The sequence below is a fragment of the Lagierella massiliensis genome (assembly GCF_001407835.1).
GTDB classification, from domain to species: Bacteria; Bacillota; Clostridia; order Tissierellales; family Peptoniphilaceae; genus Mediannikoviicoccus; species Mediannikoviicoccus massiliensis.
This window is the reverse complement of record NZ_CYUO01000004.1, coordinates 180,607-198,331: the sequence shown is the minus strand read 5'-3', so window position 1 is coordinate 198,331 and position 17,725 is coordinate 180,607. Positions and strand designations below refer to the sequence as shown.

The 17,725-nt window shown below is 33.7% G+C and carries 18 protein-coding genes; 4 read left to right on the top strand and 14 right to left on the bottom strand.

Going from position 1 to position 17,725, the window contains the following annotated elements; translation table 11 throughout:
* Positions 1 to 3: 3 nt before the first annotated feature.
* The 4 genes from BN2746_RS00940 (at position 4) to BN2746_RS00925 (ending at position 5,385) form a co-directional block, all read left to right on the top strand.
* The gene (locus BN2746_RS00940; protein WP_055077995.1) at positions 4 to 1,350 is read left to right on the top strand and encodes a CCA tRNA nucleotidyltransferase; all 1,347 of its coding nucleotides are present in this window, start codon (positions 4 to 6) and stop codon (positions 1,348 to 1,350) included.
* Positions 1,347 to 2,690, top strand: coding sequence for a sigma-54 interaction domain-containing protein (locus BN2746_RS00935; RefSeq protein WP_231718299.1), 1,344 nt, complete (start codon positions 1,347 to 1,349; stop codon positions 2,688 to 2,690). The genes BN2746_RS00940 and BN2746_RS00935 overlap by 4 nt, the downstream gene beginning before the upstream one ends.
* Before the next feature lie 266 nt (positions 2,691 to 2,956).
* Positions 2,957 to 3,919, top strand: coding sequence for an agmatinase (gene speB, locus BN2746_RS00930; RefSeq protein WP_055077994.1), 963 nt, complete (start codon positions 2,957 to 2,959; stop codon positions 3,917 to 3,919).
* The gene (locus BN2746_RS00925; protein ID WP_055077993.1) at positions 3,919 to 5,385 is read left to right on the top strand and encodes a YjiH family protein; all 1,467 of its coding nucleotides are present in this window, start codon (positions 3,919 to 3,921) and stop codon (positions 5,383 to 5,385) included. The genes speB and BN2746_RS00925 overlap by 1 nt, the downstream gene beginning before the upstream one ends.
* A gap of 92 nt (positions 5,386 to 5,477) precedes the next feature.
* On the opposite strand, the gene BN2746_RS00920 is transcribed toward BN2746_RS00925, so the two are convergent.
* The 14 genes from BN2746_RS00920 to BN2746_RS00855 form a co-directional block, all read right to left on the bottom strand.
* A complete protein-coding gene (locus BN2746_RS00920) occupies positions 5,478 to 6,161 on the bottom strand; it encodes a TIGR00266 family protein (protein WP_055077992.1) in 684 nt (227 codons plus the stop codon).
* Positions 6,161 to 6,664 (bottom strand): GNAT family N-acetyltransferase, encoded by a 504-nt coding sequence (locus BN2746_RS00915; RefSeq protein WP_055077991.1) that lies wholly within the window; start codon positions 6,662 to 6,664, stop codon positions 6,161 to 6,163. The genes BN2746_RS00920 and BN2746_RS00915 overlap by 1 nt, the downstream gene beginning before the upstream one ends.
* Before the next feature lie 100 nt (positions 6,665 to 6,764).
* Positions 6,765 to 8,171: a beta-Ala-His dipeptidase gene (gene pepD, locus BN2746_RS00910; protein ID WP_055077990.1), complete on the bottom strand. Its 1,407-nt coding sequence runs from the start codon at positions 8,169 to 8,171 to the stop codon at positions 6,765 to 6,767.
* On the bottom strand, positions 8,172 to 9,380 hold the full coding sequence (pepT, locus tag BN2746_RS00905) for a peptidase T (RefSeq protein WP_055077989.1): 1,209 nt from the start codon (positions 9,378 to 9,380) through the stop codon (positions 8,172 to 8,174).
* 17 nt (positions 9,381 to 9,397) lie between these two features.
* On the bottom strand, positions 9,398 to 10,513 hold the full coding sequence (locus tag BN2746_RS00900) for an ATP-NAD kinase family protein (protein ID WP_055077988.1): 1,116 nt from the start codon (positions 10,511 to 10,513) through the stop codon (positions 9,398 to 9,400).
* Between the two features lie 103 nt (positions 10,514 to 10,616).
* Positions 10,617 to 11,369 carry a PGN_0703 family putative restriction endonuclease gene (locus BN2746_RS00895; protein WP_055077987.1) on the bottom strand — a complete coding sequence of 251 codons (753 nt, stop codon included), beginning with the start codon at positions 11,367 to 11,369 and terminating at the stop codon, positions 10,617 to 10,619.
* Positions 11,370 to 11,411: 42 nt separating this feature from the next.
* Positions 11,412 to 12,608, bottom strand: a complete 1,197-nt coding sequence (mtnK, locus tag BN2746_RS00890; RefSeq protein ID WP_055077986.1) for an S-methyl-5-thioribose kinase — start codon at positions 12,606 to 12,608, stop codon at positions 11,412 to 11,414.
* Complete coding sequence (locus BN2746_RS00885) at positions 12,608 to 13,261, bottom strand: L-fuculose-phosphate aldolase (RefSeq protein ID WP_055077985.1); 654 nt, start codon at positions 13,259 to 13,261, stop codon at positions 12,608 to 12,610. Before BN2746_RS00885 ends, mtnK begins: the two co-directional genes overlap by 1 nt.
* Positions 13,261 to 14,313, bottom strand: coding sequence for an S-methyl-5-thioribose-1-phosphate isomerase (locus BN2746_RS00880; protein WP_055077984.1), 1,053 nt, complete (start codon positions 14,311 to 14,313; stop codon positions 13,261 to 13,263). Before BN2746_RS00880 ends, BN2746_RS00885 begins: the two co-directional genes overlap by 1 nt.
* A gap of 322 nt (positions 14,314 to 14,635) precedes the next feature.
* Positions 14,636 to 14,881, bottom strand: a complete 246-nt coding sequence (locus BN2746_RS00875; protein ID WP_055077983.1) for a hypothetical protein — start codon at positions 14,879 to 14,881, stop codon at positions 14,636 to 14,638.
* Between the two features lie 85 nt (positions 14,882 to 14,966).
* Entirely contained in the window at positions 14,967 to 15,449 is a 483-nt protein-coding gene (locus BN2746_RS00870) for a hypothetical protein (RefSeq protein ID WP_055077982.1), read from the bottom strand.
* Positions 15,450 to 15,517: 68 nt separating this feature from the next.
* Positions 15,518 to 15,970, bottom strand: a complete 453-nt coding sequence (locus tag BN2746_RS00865; RefSeq protein WP_055077981.1) for a hypothetical protein — start codon at positions 15,968 to 15,970, stop codon at positions 15,518 to 15,520.
* Positions 15,971 to 16,148: 178 nt separating this feature from the next.
* Positions 16,149 to 16,880 carry a hypothetical protein gene (locus BN2746_RS00860; RefSeq protein WP_055077980.1) on the bottom strand — a complete coding sequence of 244 codons (732 nt, stop codon included), beginning with the start codon at positions 16,878 to 16,880 and terminating at the stop codon, positions 16,149 to 16,151.
* Between the two features lies 1 nt (position 16,881).
* On the bottom strand, positions 16,882 to 17,715 hold the full coding sequence (locus BN2746_RS00855; RefSeq protein WP_055077979.1) for a hypothetical protein: 834 nt from the start codon (positions 17,713 to 17,715) through the stop codon (positions 16,882 to 16,884).
* Positions 17,716 to 17,725: the final 10 nt, after the last annotated feature.

Genomic DNA, 17,725 nt, shown 5'->3' with positions numbered 1-17,725 from the left:
CTTATGATTTTACCTAAAGAGGTAGTTTATATTTTAAAGAGATTTAAAGAGTTTGGTTTTTCTTCCTATCCTGTTGGAGGCTGTGTTAGGGACAGTCTCCTTGGAAAAACTCCAGGAGATTTTGATATTACCACCGATGCAACTCCAAATGAAACTTTGGAGGTTTTTAAGGAGCAAAAAACCATTCGCCTTGGTGAAAAGTTTGGTACCATAGGCGTTCTTTTAAATGAAAATATATATGAGATTACAACTATGAGGTATGATCATGATTATGTTGATAGTAGGCATCCATCTTCTGTAAGTTTTACAAAAAATCTTTTTGAGGACTTGAAAAGACGAGATTTTACAATTAACGCCATGGCCTATGACTTTTTTAATGATGAAGTCATTGACCCTTTTAATGGAAGACTTGACCTTGAGAAAGGTGTCATTAGAGCAGTTGGAAATCCTTCAAAGAGATTTGAAGAAGACGCTCTAAGAATTATGCGAGCCTTTAGATTTGCTGGTCGATTTAATTATGTAATTGAAGAAAAAACACTTTCAAGTCTTTGCAAAAGCGTTCATCTTTTAAAAGAGATTGCCATGGAACGTATTAGAGAGGAACTTAACAAGATTCTTCTTGAATCAAACTTTGAAAATCTTCGTATGTTGTATAACTGTGGTGTGTTTAAGGTGTTATTTCCAGAAATTGATGAAATGTTTAAGACAACTCAAAACAACAGCTTTCATGTTTATAATGTAGGGGACCATAGCTTGATGGCGGTGACGAAGATTAAAAAAGATGTACGGCTAAAATACGTGGCACTTCTTCACGACCTTGGTAAGGTTCCTGCAAAGACAACGGGAGAAGATGGAACGGATCATTTCTATTTTCACAGCAATTGCTCCGTTGAACTTGCCCGCGATGTATTAAATCGTCTAAAGTTTTCAAATGAAGATAAAAATCATATTCTTAAGATAATAAAATTTCATGACACTGTGCTAAATACCAAACTCAAGTCAATTATGAAATTTGTAGTTGACAGAGGCTTTACCTATGACGACTTTTTAGATTTACTTGAAATGGAAAAAGCTGACATTTCCTCACAAAACCCCTACTATATTGACCGTTTGGAAAATTTAGAAAATGTAAAGGTAGCCTATAGAAAAGTTTATGAAGGACCAACAAAACTTTCTGACCTTGCTGTAAATGGCAGCGACATGATTGAAATTGGTTATAAGGGCGAATTTATAAAAAAAGTTTTACAGTATCTATTGAAACAGGTTATTGGAGAGCCTAAAATTAATGAAAGACAAAAACTTATAAACATTGCAGATAAAGTACATAATGATATTTGTAGAGGTGAATGATTGTGACTAAAAATATAATAAATAAGAATTTTTTAACTAAAGTTCTGGACAAATCCAATCAAGGTATACATATTGTCGACCCTACTGGGACAACTCTTTATTATAATAAGGTAGCTGAAGAGATTGACGGCATTTCAAAGGAAGATATTTTGGGAAAAAACATGAAGGACTTAGTGAAGACTGGACTTTTTTCAAGATCCGTTGCCCTTGATGTAATAGATTCTTTTGAACAAAAAGATGTAGTTCAACACATTAATGATAGAGTTGTTATTGCAACTGGAGTGCCTATTATGAAGGGTAAGGACTTGGAAGCTGTGGTTGTATTCGTAAAAGATTCCAAAGTTCTTCGAGACATGACTCTTCAACTTCAAAATTTGCTTATTGAAAATAACTCAATGGCAGAAAATCTTTCAAAATATAATTCAAAATATCTAAAAGAGGGAATTATCATTTCAAACTCTAAGGCCATGCAGAGGATAATGAAAGTTGCAAACAGAGTTTCAAAGTTAGAGACACCAATATTTTTACTTGGCGAGCCAGGCTGTGGTAAGACCATGTTTGCAAAATATATTCATGACAACTCCCTTAGAAGTGACAAGCCCTTTATAAAGGTGGACTGTTCTGGAATTCCAAAGTCAATAATTGAATCCGAACTCTTCGATGATGATAGTTACAATGGCTCACTATTAAAACAGGCAACTAATGGAACTTTGTTCATCGATGAAATCGCCGATATGCCACTGCCTTGTCAACAGCGCCTTGTCTATGAATTGAACAGAATCAAAGAGTCAATGGCATCTACATCAAATAGTCCAAGTATAAGAATAATTGCGGCTTCAAATGAAAACATCAGCAAAAATATTTCCGACGGAAAGTTTAGAATGGATTTGTATTATCTACTTAACATCATTCCAATTAAAATTCCCCCACTTAGGGAGAGAGACGAAGATGTTATCCCACTAATCAATCTATTTTTAAACAAGTACAATGAATTTTATAACGAAGAAAAAGTTATCTCACCAAATTGCAAAAAGTTTTTAATCAATTACAGTTGGCCTGGAAATGTACGTGAATTAGAAAATATAATTGAACGACTTGTTGTAACAAGTGATGACGATGTTATAGATGTAAAACACGTTGAAGAATTTATAAATAATTTCTACACCAAGATAGACGAAGGCAAAACTTTTAAAGAAAAGGTTGAAAGCTATGAGAAGAAACTTATTCTTGAATATAGCAAGCAGGTTTCTTCAATTAAGGAACTTTCAATCCTGGCAGGAATAAATGAATCAACTCTTCGAAAGAAAATTGAGAGATATAATTTAAATATTACATTTTAGTAACATTTCTTTTCGGAAATTTTTCCAAACGTTCGGAAATTTTTCCGAAAATTTTTTTACTCCTATTTCCCATTCTTTAGAACAATTTATTCATTTTGGAATTTTTTCCAATTCTTACTCTCCCCGAGGTAATGTTTTCCTATGTTTTTACAACCTGTTTTGTCTTCAAAAACTTGCATTTATAACCCTTACCCCATATACTTTGTTTGTAAATAATTTCTTGCAAGGAAAACAATTTTTAAATTTATTTAAAAGGGGAAATAAAAATGACAGAAAAAAATATTAAACAACCGGCAACAGCTTTCGCTTCACCAAGATTTGTTAACACAGGAAACTTTATGCGTATGCAAAGATTCGACAATGCAGAAGGACTTGACTTTGCAATTTACGGAATTCCTTTTGACACAGCTTGTTCATACAGAGTTGGGGCAAGATTTGGTCCTCAATCCATAAGAAATATCTCTGTAATGATGAAGACTAATAATCCTGTACATGAAGTTAATATTCTTGACTACCTAAAGGGTGGAGACCTTGGAGATGTTAACGTTGTTCCTGGATACATACATCCAACATATGATGCAATTGAAAAGTTTGCAGGGGAAATATTAAAAGCAGGCGCCATTCCTATAGCTCTTGGTGGCGACCACTCAATTACTCTTGGAGAACTTAGAGCAGTTGCTAAGGAACATGGTCCTGTGTCATTACTTCACTTTGACTCTCACGCTGACATTAACGACACTGTATTTGGAGAAAAATATAATCATGGAACTCCATTTAGAAGAGCAATTGAAGAAGGACTAATCGACCCACATAAATCTGTTCAAATTGGTATGAGAGGTTCTCTATATGACGCTGGCGAATTTAAATTAGCTAAGGACTTGGGTTTAACTCTTATTCCAACTCACAAAGTTCGTGAAATGGGAATTCCTGAAACAATTAAAAAGGCAAAAGAAATCATCGGAGATAACAAAGTATTCTTAACTTTTGATATCGACTTTATAGATCCTGCTTATGCACCTGGTACAGGAACTCCTGAAGTTGGTGGTTACACTTCACTTGAAGGTGTAGATATTATCAGAAGACTTCAAGGATTAAATTTTGTTGGAATGGACGTAGTTGAAGTTGCACCTCCATATGACCATGCAGAAATAACTGCTCTACTTGCAGCTAACTTAATCTTTGAATTTTTATCAATCCTTGCTTTAAATAAGAAAGAGAAACAAAAATAATGAAAGAGCAAACTAATTTCAGGGGAGCTCTTAGTAAGTCAGAAATTCGAGATCTAAATTTAGATCTCGAAGACTTACATCAGTTAGACTCTTTTGACTTAAAACCAAATGATAATAAAAAAGGGATTGCTAAGAGTTTAATTTTTACAGTCATAGCAATCTTTATCTTTTTCATTCCAATTACGATTAATGGCAAAACTGATATAACTTTCGGAATAATCTATAATGGACTAATGAACATAACAGGAAATTATGGTCTGTGGTTTGTAACGTTAATAACCATAGCGACAGCTTTACTTAGTATATATGGCAAGTACTTTGCAAAGAGTGGAAAAATCTACAACTATTATCACGGCGACTCTATAATTCATCCACTAATCTATTCCATTGGTGCAGCTTTTGCCTTACTATACACCCTTGATGCAACAACTTCTTTCAATGGACCAGAAATTGTTGTAGGTTCGTCAACTGGAGGAACAGTAATTCCATCAATAGCCGTTGCAGTATTCTGGATAATATTGGTTTCATCCTTCTGTATGCCATTTTTAATAAACTATGGCTTTATAGATTTAATAGGAACTTTGATGGAGCCACTTATGAGACCAGTTTTTAAACTACCTGGAAGGGCTGCAATAAACGCACTTGTTTCTTTCCTTTCCAGTAGTTCAGTTGGTGTACTTATTACAAATAAACTATATCGTAGAGGAGTTTACACAGAAAAAGAAGCAGTATTAGTTGCAACGGGTTTCTCCGCAGTATCTGTAGGTTTCGCCTACATGGTAATTAAAACTGCAGGACTTCAAGATCACTTTGCACTTGTTTACCTTGTGTCTGCATTAATGACTCTTATAGTTTCAGGTATAGTAGGAAGAATCCCTCCTTTTAGTAAAAAGAGAGATGTCTATCCAAATGGTAAGGTTCAAACTAAAGAAGACATTGATAACACAAAATCTTCATCTAACAGCGTCTTTGCAACAGGTGGAAAAAGAGCAGTAAAAAAAGCTTTTTTAGCACCTCCACTATCAGGGGAAATTAAATCCAGTCTTAAGGACAGCGTGGAAGTTATTCCAAAAGTTGTTACATCACTTGCTGCCATAGGTACAGGAGCTTTGATACTTGCAGAAAACACACCTATATTTACATTCTTAGGAAAACTTTTTGTGCCACTTCTCACTTTATTAAGAGTTCCTAACGCCGCAGACATTGCTGCAAGTTTCCCTGTTGGAATTGCAGAGATGTTCTTGCCTGTACTTTTAATAGCAGAAAAAGTGCCAATGCTACATCCACAAGCAAGATTCTTAGTTGTTTCAGTTTCAATTTCACAAATAATTTTCTTTGCTGAAACAATAGTTGTAATGATGTCTGCGAAATTGCCTATAAAGTTATGGGAGCTTGTAGTTGTGTTCATTGAAAGAACAATACTTGCAATCATAATAGGTTCAATCTTTATGCACATACTATTCTAAAAAATAAAGTCAGTATTTTAGATAATTACGCTAAGATACTGACTTTTATTTCAAATAAAAAAGAGGGGCTTCCCTCTTTTAACAAAATAATATTAATCATTTTTTATTGTTGTATTTGCCATTATTACATCTGCTATTCCAGATATTGGCATTCCTTGTAGATAGACTTTTCCAGGACCTGTAACAACTGTGTTGAACACACCTTCGCCGCCTAAAAACATATTCTTAAAGCCTTCAACTGATTTTATTTCCATGTCACATGTTCCGTCCATTGCAGCTAAGTTTCCAGTGCTTATAACTATTTTTTCTCCAGGGTTTAGGTTTATTATTTCGCAGTGGCCATCTATTTCAATAAATGCCTTGCCATGTCCTGACAGTCTTTGCATTATAAATCCTTCTCCACCGAAGAAGCCTGTACTTAGTTTCTTTTGGAATTGAACTGAGAGGTCAACTCCTTCTTCACAGGCTAAAAAAGCTGACTTTTGTGCAATGATATCTCCATCTTCTATGTCAAAGGCTAAGATGCTTCCAGGAAATGAGGATGCAATTGCTATCTCTCCTTCTACTCCATCAACGCAGGTATATCTGTTTTGAAACATTTTTTCACCACTAAAAAATCTTCCTAAAGCCTTTCCAACTCCACCTCTTGATGTGGTTTCCATCTTTAGGTTTGGTGTCATCCAGCTCATGCCTCCACCTTCTGTTATGATGCTCTCACCGTTTGCAAGTTTCACTTTAAGTACAGGAAGGTTATCTCCAACTATTTCGTATTTCATTACCTCAACTCCTTTTGATATGCATTTCTTAAATCGCCGTTTTCTAAGCGAATTATTCCACAGTAAATATAACCTAAACTCTTTAAAAGTCCATTCATATTTTCATTGTCCTTATGTGTGTCCACTCTGATGTTTTTTATTCCCCTTGCAATTGCAAGTTCTTCAATTTCTTGAAACATTTTCTTTCCATAGCCTTTGCCTCGTTGTTTTTGTGATATAGCAAATCTATGTACCGTTATATAGTCTTCCCCATTTAGCCAAGCTCCATCAATTTCTAAATAGGTTTTGTCGATTCCACCTATAACTGCAGTTGTTCCAACTACTTCGTCTTTTTCTTGAAGTACATATGAAAAATTATTTTCCATGTCACTTAGTAAAGTCTCAAGACCTGGCCCTTCATCTTGCCACTGGTTTACGCCTCTTTTCTTAAGGCTTCGTCTTCCATCTTCATATATGCTTAAAACTTTTATAATGTGCTTTTCTTTTGTTTCTATAAGTTTCATTTTATCTCCTATCTGATTTAAGTTTATATTAAAGATGATAATTTTAAAAGTATTTTTCGTAAATTTTCATATAAAAAAGCATGGCTTTCACCATGCTCTATTATTTTATTTCCTTTAATAGTTCCACCAAATAATTATAAACTCTCTCCACCGATTTTATTTCAAGTTTTTCCTTTACCGAGTGGGCTCCCCTTATGTTTGGTCCGATTGAAATTATATCCATGTTTGGATATTTTTCATAAATTGCTCCACACTCAAGGCCTGCATGAATTACAATTGTTTCAAAATCTCTTCCTTCCATGTTCCTATAAAGCTCTTGGGCAAGCACACGAAGTTTTGAGTCCTCTTTATACTCCCAACTTGGATATCTTGCTCCTATTTCATAATTAAAGTTATTTTCCTCTAAAACTTTTGTGATTTTTTCTGTTAGTTCTTCTAACACATGATTTTCCGATGAACGTAGGGAGATTTCAATTTTTATCTTTCCATCTTCTTCCTTTATAAAGGCAAGGTTATTTGAAGATTCTACAGTATGCTCGTCATTCATAAAGGAGTTAACTCCCGCTGGAAGTTCATTTATAGCTTTAATAAGCCTTTGTGATTGCTCCTTTGAATAACTTTGCCCTGTGGTTTCAACTATCTTTATTTGAAGTTCTCCAAGAAGTTTAGAATATTTTGAAATTGTCTTTTCCTTTGCTTTTTCAAGTTCTTCTATATTACTTCCATAAACTTTTACCCTTCCCTCTGAAGGAATAACATTGTCTAAAGTGCCACAGTTAAATTCTCCAATGGAAATATCTTTTAGTTCTGCTAAGAAGCTTCCCAAAATTTTTACCGCATTACCCCTGTCTTCATGAATTTGCATTCCAGAGTGGCCACCTTTAAGGCCATGAACTTTTATTTCAAAGCCCTCTTTATCGCCGTCATTTTCAATGTCTTCTTCAATGAAAACCGTAAGACCTCCTGCTGATCCAACCGTAAGGATGCCCTCTTCTTCAGAATCAATGTTTATAAGGTAGTCTCCTTCTAAAACTTTGTCAGAAAGTTTTAATGCACCATTCATGCTGGTTTCTTCTTCCGTTGTAACAAGAAGTTCTATTTGTGGTCCAATGTAGTTTTCGTCTTCCATTATGGCAAGTGCCATGGCAACGGCGATTCCATTGTCTGCACCAAGGGTTGTGTCCTTTGTCATTAAAAATCCATTTCCCACCACTGGAATGATAGGATCTTTTGTAAAGTCGTGGTTTGAGTCTGAAAGTTTTGAACCAACCATGTCCATATGACCTTGTAGTACCACCTTAGGCGCATCTTCATAGCCCTTTGAAGAAGTTTTCTTTAAAATTACATTTAAATATTCATCTTGATAGGTTTCAAAGCCAAGTTTTTTACCAGTTTCAACAAGATAATCTGAAACTTCTTTTTCATGTCCACTTGGCCTTGGTATATCCATTAGCTTTTTAAAATAGTAGAAGACCCTCTGTGGTTTTAAATTTTCTAAATTTTCCATTTAGTTACCTTCTGCGTTGTTTAAAATAATATTTTTAATCACTTCAAAAGATTTTTCCATAAGGTCCACAGAAACTATTTCGTATCTTCCATGGTAATTGTATCCACCGGTGAAGAGATTTGGTGTTGGTAGGCCCATAAAAGACAGTCTCGCTCCGTCGGTGCCACCTCTAATTGGCTTTATAATTGGAGTTAGTCCTGCTTGTGAAATTGCATTTTTTGCAAGATCAACTATTTCAATATGTGGTTCCACCTTTTCTCTCATATTGTAGTAGGAGTCTTCTATATTTAGCTTTATACATTCCCCATATTTTTTATTTAAAAAGTCCACGGCATTTTGCATCAAATCCTTCTTTTCTTGGAAGCTATCTTTAAAGAAATCCCTGATGATGTAAACAATTTCTGCTTGTGCTGAAGTCCCTTTAATTTCGTGAAGCATATAAAATCCTTCGTACTTTTCAGAGTGTTCTGGCCTTTCATTTGCAGGAAGCATTTGATTGAACTCCTGTGCAAGTAAAAGCGCATTTATTAAAACATTCTTTGCAGAACCTGGATGAACTGCCTTTCCTTCAATTTCCAATGTGGCAGTTGCAGCGTTGAAGTTTTCGTACTCAAGCTCTCCCACAGGACCACCGTCAATTGTGTATGCAAAGTCTGCTCCAAATTTTTCCACATTAAATAAATCTGCTCCCCTACCGATTTCTTCATCAGGAGTAAAACCGATTTTAATGTCGCCAAATTTTAAATCTCTATTGTTCATAAAAAACTTCGCCGCTTCCATAACTATGGAAACTCCCGCCTTGTCATCTGCGCCAAGTAATGTGGTTCCATCTGTTGTAACGATTTTGTGACCAACAAGGTCTTTTAAAAATGGGAATTCCTCTTCAGTTAGCTTGTACTTTTCATTAAGGACAATGTCGCCACCTTTGTACTCTTCCACGATTTGTGGGTTTTCACATTTTCCCGGCATTTCAAGGGCAGTGTCCATATGGGCGATTAGTCCAATCTTTGGAGCGTCTTTCACAGTTCCCTCAATTGATGCATAGATGTATCCATGCTCGTCAAGCTCTGCGTTATCTATTCCCATTTCCCTAAGTTCTTTTACAAGTAGCTTACCAAGTTCAAGTTGTCCCTCTGAGGATGGACAGTTTGGATTTTTGTCGTCACTTTGAGTGTCCATGCTAATATATTTTAAAAATCTTTCTAACATAAAAATCTCCTCGTCTTTTAATCTAATTTAAATACTATTGTGTGGTTGTAATTAATCAATATCTTCCAATATCCCTTTAACTCTTCGTCAAGTTCAGGGTCTGAAGTGTCCGCTTTAATAACTCCATCCTTGATTGAATATAGCTTTGCATGGGTTGCAATGATAATTATATTGTCTTTGCCGATATGTCTAATTATCCTTGGACTAAGTTGTTGGTTACCTCTACCAAACACATGGCCTTGACCACCTATTACAGTAACTATAAGTGTGGCTTTTTTATCCTTTATAAAGTCGTAGATTTCGTTTTCTGTGGCCTCTTTTAATACGATTTCGCCTTTATAGATTATGTCAACTCCAAGAAGAGAAACATCATAGCCGATGTCTTTCATAACGGAGTTTACAGTTCCACCAGTGCCTACAACATAGACCATGTCATCTGGGTTTTTGTTCATTATAGCTTCCAATTCTTCTGCAATACCTTCAATCTCTTCCACAGAAGTTGATGAACTGGACTTTGATGATTGCATTAGACTTTCAACCTTAGGTACATTTAAGTATCCATATAATTTTGCTTGAAGGACATTTTGTCTAAACTTCTCTTCGTCAATGTCCATAACTTCAGCATGGGCTGTAACTATGGAAGCTTTGTCTTCAACATATTTTCTTATTACAAGACCTGCGTCCTTTGGATTATTTGCATAAACTGCAGAGTGAATCTTAACTCCTGCAGGGATTCCAATACATGGAATGGAAACTTCTATTGCATTAAATATATTTCTTGCTGTTCCATCTCCACCAGCAAATAGAATTAAATCCACATTTTCTTTTTTTAGTTCTCCGGCGATAAACTCTGTGTCTTGGGCTGTGGTATGTTCTTTCTTTTCTCCAATAACCCTATAGTTAAAGCCAAGTTCCTTTAAAACTTCTTCTCCCATCTTGCCTGCACCGGTGAAAAATTCTATTTTATCTTTTAAATCTAAAACCTCTTTTAAAGCTGTCTTTGCCTTTTCATTTGACAAAAACTTTCCGCCCTTTTCAAGGGCAAGCTTTTGAGTCTCTTCTCCATCGCTTCCCTTTAGCCCTACAGAGCCACCAATACCTGCAACTGGATTTATTATTAAACCAATTTTCATATGTTTACTTCCTTTCCTTTCCTTTATTTACACTATGTTTTTTATACCCTACTGTAAAAATAACAAAACAGGGCAAAAAAAGAGCCGCTAAGTAGCAGCCCAATTAGTAAATCAAATATTTTCTCGAAAACTCTCTAAAGTATTCTTCCTCTTCTTCCGTTAAATCTCTCTTCAAAATGAAGTAAAGTATTTCATGTAAGTCAATTTCAATTAAATTTTCGTAGTCAAACTCTTCCATTCTCTCATTAAGTGGGTCGTTTTCAAAAGGATATATGAACACAGTATAATCATTTTTGTTTTCAAGAAGAGATACATTTCTATTTATTCTGAAATTTTTACAAAAATCTTCTCTCGTTATGCCCTCTAGATTAAAAGATTTCTCAACCTGTTTTGAAAGTTCATTATCCCACATGGCTTGGTTGTTCTCTCCAGTAAAGGAACCGAAGTGGTCCTCCCAATAGGTAAACTCAAAATAGATTCTCTCTCCAGAAGATAGTTCTAAATACAAATCCATACTGTTGTTAATGTCGTTATTTACAACCTTGTCAAACTGAACCTCTACAACTTCTCCAATATCTTCTTTTCCTAAAACATGGGAAATAAAATCTTTAGCAAGGGCCTTGTTTTCTAAAATCGGAAGAAATAAATTCATTCCCATCACCTTTGAAGACTTTAAGTCGTTGCCATATCTTTTTATTTCATCCCCATGATAATACTTTTCCAAAATATTGAAACTGTCATTAATAAAGTTATCCTTTAACTCTACTAAAGTCCCCTCTCCATCAATCTTTAAAACTTCATTCTTATATCTTTCTAAGTGTTCTTCAATCCTATTATTTAATTCATCTTGTCTCATGTATATTCCCTTTTCTTTCTAATCCTTTAAACATAAGTATCATTATATTAGATTAATGGCTTTATGCCAACCCTCATAAGCTTTTATAACATTTGTAGACATAAAACTTTCTGGACTATTAATTAAATTCTTAGAAAAATTAATCAGTATTTTATCCACTATCTGTCTTTTATTTAAATCTTCTATTGTAGTTAGTTCCAAGACTTTAGAGTCGCCAATAGTTCTTCTCAAAATCTCCGTCCCACAATATGAATACATGTCGGTCATATAACTTTGAATAGTTTTTTTTATGAAGTCTTGGTTTTTAAAACTCGGTTCTAAAACTTTCCTCTTTTTAAAGTAGTCAAAAAAATTGTATTGTAGTGACTTGATAAAAATTTCAATCTGTTTTTTTATTTCATTTACCCCCTCAACACTCTTCAAAACCAATTCATTATATATAAGGGCAAAAAATAGATTTGCAAGCACATTTCCAAGGTCGTAGCCTACTGGAGCAAAGGCGGCAAACTCTGGGTCAATTATCTTTACACTGCCCTCTTTTACAAATATGGATCCAGTGTGTAAGTCCCCGTGGATGAGGGCCTGTTTATCATTTACAAACTTTTCCTTTAGCACCACTGCCCTAAGCTTTAAATTTCTATCATTATAAATATTTCCTTCGACATAGTCATCCAGGCCATCAGTAATAACATTTCTATTTTTATAATCTATAAATGGTTCCGTTAAAACCAAGTCCTCTGTAATATTACACATGTCTTCATTACATATCATAGACTGTAATTTTCTTCTCTTGTTTAAATCCATGTAAAAAATCGTTGTGGGAAGAAGGCTCTTTACACAAAATTCTCCAAGTTTCTTTGTTGTACCTTGATAAAAATTACCATTCATATACTCATGTCGAAGATTTTTATAATCAAATAGATCTTCCATGGCGATTAACTTCAAGTCCCTGTCATAGAAATATAATTTTGGCGCAAACTTCGCCGTGGACTTGTTGTAGTAGTTAAGCATAAAGGCTTCAATATCCATACGATTTTGGCTTAGTGGTCTCTGTGATGAACGAAGTAGTTCATCCGCCTGTTTAAATATATAGGACTTATTCTCCCCTTTAAGCCTAAACACATAATTTATATTTCCGTCGCCAATCTCTTGACAAGTTACTTTTTCATCACTTTGAAATAACTTTTTACTTTTGGCGTATTCAATTGCACTTTCTTGGTCAAGCAATTTATAATCCATTACTTTTCCTTTATATTTCCATAGGTCTTAAACTTTTCAAGCATTAGTTCCATCTCATCATCTGGAAGGATAACGGGATTTCCAACGGACTTAGTTAAAAAGTATAACTTTGAAACAAATTCCAGTTCGTCAGTAATATTAATTGCATTTTTTATGTCCTTTGCCCCTGCCAGTAGTCCATGGTTTGCAAGAAGAACAGCACGTCTGTCCCCCATTGCCTTTATTGCATTTTGAGCCAATTCTTCCGTGCCAAAGGTTGCATACTCTGCACATGGAACGTCCTTTCCCCCGGCCACGGCAATCATGTAGTGAACTGCTGGAAGGCTCTGTCTTAAACATGAGATAGCTCCGCAGTAGGTTGTGTGGGAGTGAACCACAGCGTCAATGTCATCTCTGTTTTCATAAATGATGGAGTGCATTCTATGTTCTGATGATGGTTTTAAATCCCCTTCAATCACATTGCCATTTAAATCCATTAACACCATGTCCTCTATTTTCAACTTCGGATACTCAATTCCCGATGGAGTTATTAGCATTAACTTTTCTTCCCTAATAAATATTGAAAGGTTTCCTCCAGTTCCCTTGGTTAGCCCAAGATTTAAAAGGGCATTACCTCCATCAACAAGTTCCTGTCTTCGTTCTATAAATCTCATTAATAAAACTCCTTTATCTCACTTTTGCAATATTCCTTTAAATTATATGGGGTGTAGATGCCCTTGTCTGTAACCACTCCTGAAACAAGATGTGGTGGTGTTATGTCAAAGGATGGGTAATATCCCCTCACACCATCCATGGCATTTCTAACTCCTTTTGCTTCAAGGACTTCCCTCTCGTCCCTATATTCTATCTTAACTTCATCTATACTCTTTTTATCAATATCTGGAATCCCCGTTACAAAATATGGCACATGATGATACTTTGAAGAAATTGCAATTTGATAAGTACCAATTTTATTTACTACATAGCCGTCCATGGTTATGGAGTCGGCGGCAGATGTGAAAATGTTAATATCTTTTTCCTTAAGCACCTGGCTTACCATATTGTCCGTAATTACAGTTGTATCAAAGCCCATGTCGTAACACACCGATGCAGTTAATCTGGAACCTTGGAAGTAGGGTCTTGTCTCTGGAACCCATAGACGTAGATTAAGTCCCTTCTCCCTTGCCTCACGAAGCATTGTACCTACAATGGTTTCTCCAAAACATTGGGTCATAACATTGTAATTATCTTCCATTAAACTGACTAAATTTTTCCCAACAGTGGTCATAGTAGAGTAACGCCTGTTTAAAGACTCGATTGTCAAATCAAAAATAGCTTTGTCCGCGTCTCTCCCTTCAGTTAGTGCCTTTTCAAAAACCTTTAATGAGTTTCTACAGACCTTCCCCATTCTATTTGAAGTTGTAGGCCTTGCGTAGGTTAATGCATGGGCAGCCTCTTTCATAAATTCAAGTTGTTTTTCTTCACTTTTATTTCTACATTCATAGGCGGCAAGTGCCATTCCCATACCACATGCTGTGTATGGCCCTGCAGATTGTGTCACCATGTCCTTAATGGCCTTTGCAACTTCCGTGTAGGTATTACAATACACAAAAGAAACTTCTGTCGGATACACTCTTCTGTCCAAAATGCGAACACGCTCATCTTCATACCACGCCACGTTTTCATAACGCAACATAAAAGCCATGTCATAGTCCTGTCTTTTCATTATGCACCTCTAATATGATTATATAACAAAACCGACACCTATTATAAGTGTCGGTCTCTAATAAACTTTTTTTAACTTTCAATAACTTTTATTCTTTTTTTAATGTATAACTCTGTAGGACATCCAACTTTCATATTAGCATAGCTTGGTTTAAACTCAGTATAAAATTTACTTTGTAGATAATTTCAAAAATTCCAAATTTAGAAAATTTTACTTTTTATCCTATATCACATTGTAGTTCCTAAATAAAATTTATCGACAATTTTTACAAAAATTATATTTACCATTCATTAAACTATTTGTTAATGGAATTAATTTCTTTCTATTTTACATCTTCTGCTTTTAAAGAATCTATAAATTTTTCTACTTTTTCTTCTTTCATTTCTATTATGCATTTAATGAAATTCAAGATTTTTTCCATAGAATACATAGCTAATAATACTATTACTATTTCTTGCATTTCACTACGCACTGGCATCACCTTGTTTAATACTTTGTAGTAATTGAATAACAATAACATAGCTAAAAGTATTGCTATTAGATGGAAAAAGATTTTTGATTTTTTCATAGTGACCTCCTGCTCTATAGTTAATTAATAGGGAGCTTTTATTAATTAGTTATTATAGGTTTATACTGTTCTTATAAAAGTTCATTTATCTCACTTTTATTAATTTATACTCTCCATATATAGGTTTTTTTACAGTATATGAGTTTTCTATGACTTTAGTAGAATCAACTCCACTTACATATACTCTTGTTCCTTTTTCCACGTTATATTTTGGTCTAAAAGCTAGATACCATGTTCCAGGGTTGCTAGTAGATAAATTATATCCTATTTCACTACTAACAGAGCTACTAGTACTAATTCCCAGCCCATCAATTGTCCCTGTTACACTTGTGCCAAATGTTACTTTTTGAGTAACCGTAAATGTATGATTTTCACCTTTTCTAACTGTCATATTGTTTCCAACTCTTTTAAATGAACCCCATTCACTAGTTGTTCTAACATTCTTTTTATATATAGTCGGTCCCATTCTTAAAGCTTCTTCAGCTGCAAATGCATTAGTAGAATTAATACCTATTATAAAAATAAATGATAAAATTAGTGGTACGATTCTTTTTAAAAATTTTTTCATAATATCCTCCATGCAATTTTTCACTCCCTATTAATTTGTACATTTAATGAAACTTAATATTATTAATATTAATTTCCTGTCCCCTCTCCTTCTTGGTTATTTAAATTTACTTTATCAGTATTGCTGGTATATACCTTTCCATTAAATTCAATATCACCATCTTCTTTAACTTTAATGGTTTCTTCTAATCCGTCAGCTTTTATTTCATTATTTTCTTTGTCATAGATTGGATTTTGGTATTCTCTTTCATCTAAGTAGTACTTTGGTCCCGACTCCAATTTGCTCTTCTTTGTTTTATACATTTCAGATTCTACCATCTCGCTTATTATTACCTTGTCATCTTTAAACATGATTACATTTCCCTTAGATCCACTATAGTACTCATCTTCCTCTGCTGTAAAAAGATGTAGGTAGTCTTTGTTTGCAAAATTTTTCTTGTAGCTTCCCTTGCTTCCACATGAAACTAAAAATATTGCAACAAGACATAACATAGCAATAAAAATTTTATTTGTCTTTTTCATAATAACCTCCTTGGCATATTTTTAACTTATGCTTTAAGTTAATATAACTATATCATACCCCCCTGAATATTTCAAACGTTTTCATTCTTTTTTATTATTTTTTATTTTAATAATTAAATTTTACACTTTCTCAATTTAAAACCACTGCCAAGCAAAGTGCTTTATAGTGGTTTAATTTTTATAAAAAGTCTTTCTTTGAAAATGCACTTTTGCCTAAGAAATTAAAAATCGAAATTTCTAAGCTTGCTATCAAAATATATTTAATTATCAACATTTGATTAATCATAAAATCATATTTCAGTAAGCAGTGTCCAACTAAAATTGCAAATTTTGGAAAAAATAACTCATTAACCATAAGTATCAAAAAAACTACCCAAGCATAAGCTTTTGAATTTGTTAATTCAGTTATTATTAACATAAGGAAACTAATAACTAATGAACTAAAAAATAATCCACTTATAAATAAAAATAGTATCCATTGAAATCCTATATCTATGGTCCCATTTGTTATATCACAGAAAAAAGATTCAGTACTGTTCCAGTTAATTAATGGTAATTCTGGAAATCTTAACTTGCAATAAATAAACAATGTCAATGTTAAAACTGTTATGAATTTAAAAATCACAATTACACTATTTTTTATTCTACTTTTATATATATTTTCCCTGCTTCCAAAAGATAAAATTGCACATGGATTTTCATATCGCTTATTTAATGACGATATAAATAACATCATTACAGGTAAAATAAAAAAACCTATAAGCAATGGACTACAATATTGTGTAAATAAGTCTGCTAAACAATAATATCCTATTTCTTTTTCAAAGTTTTCTATTGAAATGACAACTCCTTTGATTGAAGCAATGGTTAATAAAATCGTGACTATATAAAATTTAGATTTTCTGTACATATTAAAAGTCCTTTTTGTAATTATATTGATACCATAGCGGAACAGCAGATAACAAAAATAAAACAATAATTAAAATTAAAGATTTTGTTAAAGTTATATTTCCTCCCACTGGATTTAGATATCCTTTAAAACTTATAAAAATCTTTGGGTATAATAGCGACATAAGATCCGTGAAAATCCATATTATAAACGGAACAAACAACGGAGTATAGAACTTGTCCTCTAATATTACCGATGCCAATCCAACGTTTGAAATCAAACCTGCAAAAACAAAAATATTCACTAAGTATATTAGCAAATAAATGCTCGGTTTATTATAAAACAAGTAGAATATCAACTTGCTACTTTGATATCCAACTTCAAAAGTAGAGGTTTCAATAAATGGTTTCATCCATGTGGATGTTGTTAAATGCAATAGTAAGCTAAATATTAGAGGGATTATACATGATATTCCACTTACAAGAAAATTAGCACACCAAATACTTATGTAATATTTTTTCGGATTTGTCCTTGTTAGCACATTTTTTATTCTCCCAAATTTCCTGTCAATATAGTAGGAACTTGCAAATGGAATTGCTGCCAGAAAAGGAAAAATCTCCCAAAAAATAGAACTATAGAAGCTGTTTAACTCTCCCCCAAGCCATCTATTATGAATGTTATTTATTCCAGCACCAACAGTAGTCACATTGTTTTCTTTCAAAAACTCTAAATATTCTCCAGTTAATAATCCTTTAACTATAAACTGAATGATTGCGATTGTAATACCAATAATTATTGTAATTTTAAAGGAGTTTCCCATTACACTCCTTTTAAATTCAGATTTAAATTCTTTCATGCCATCACCT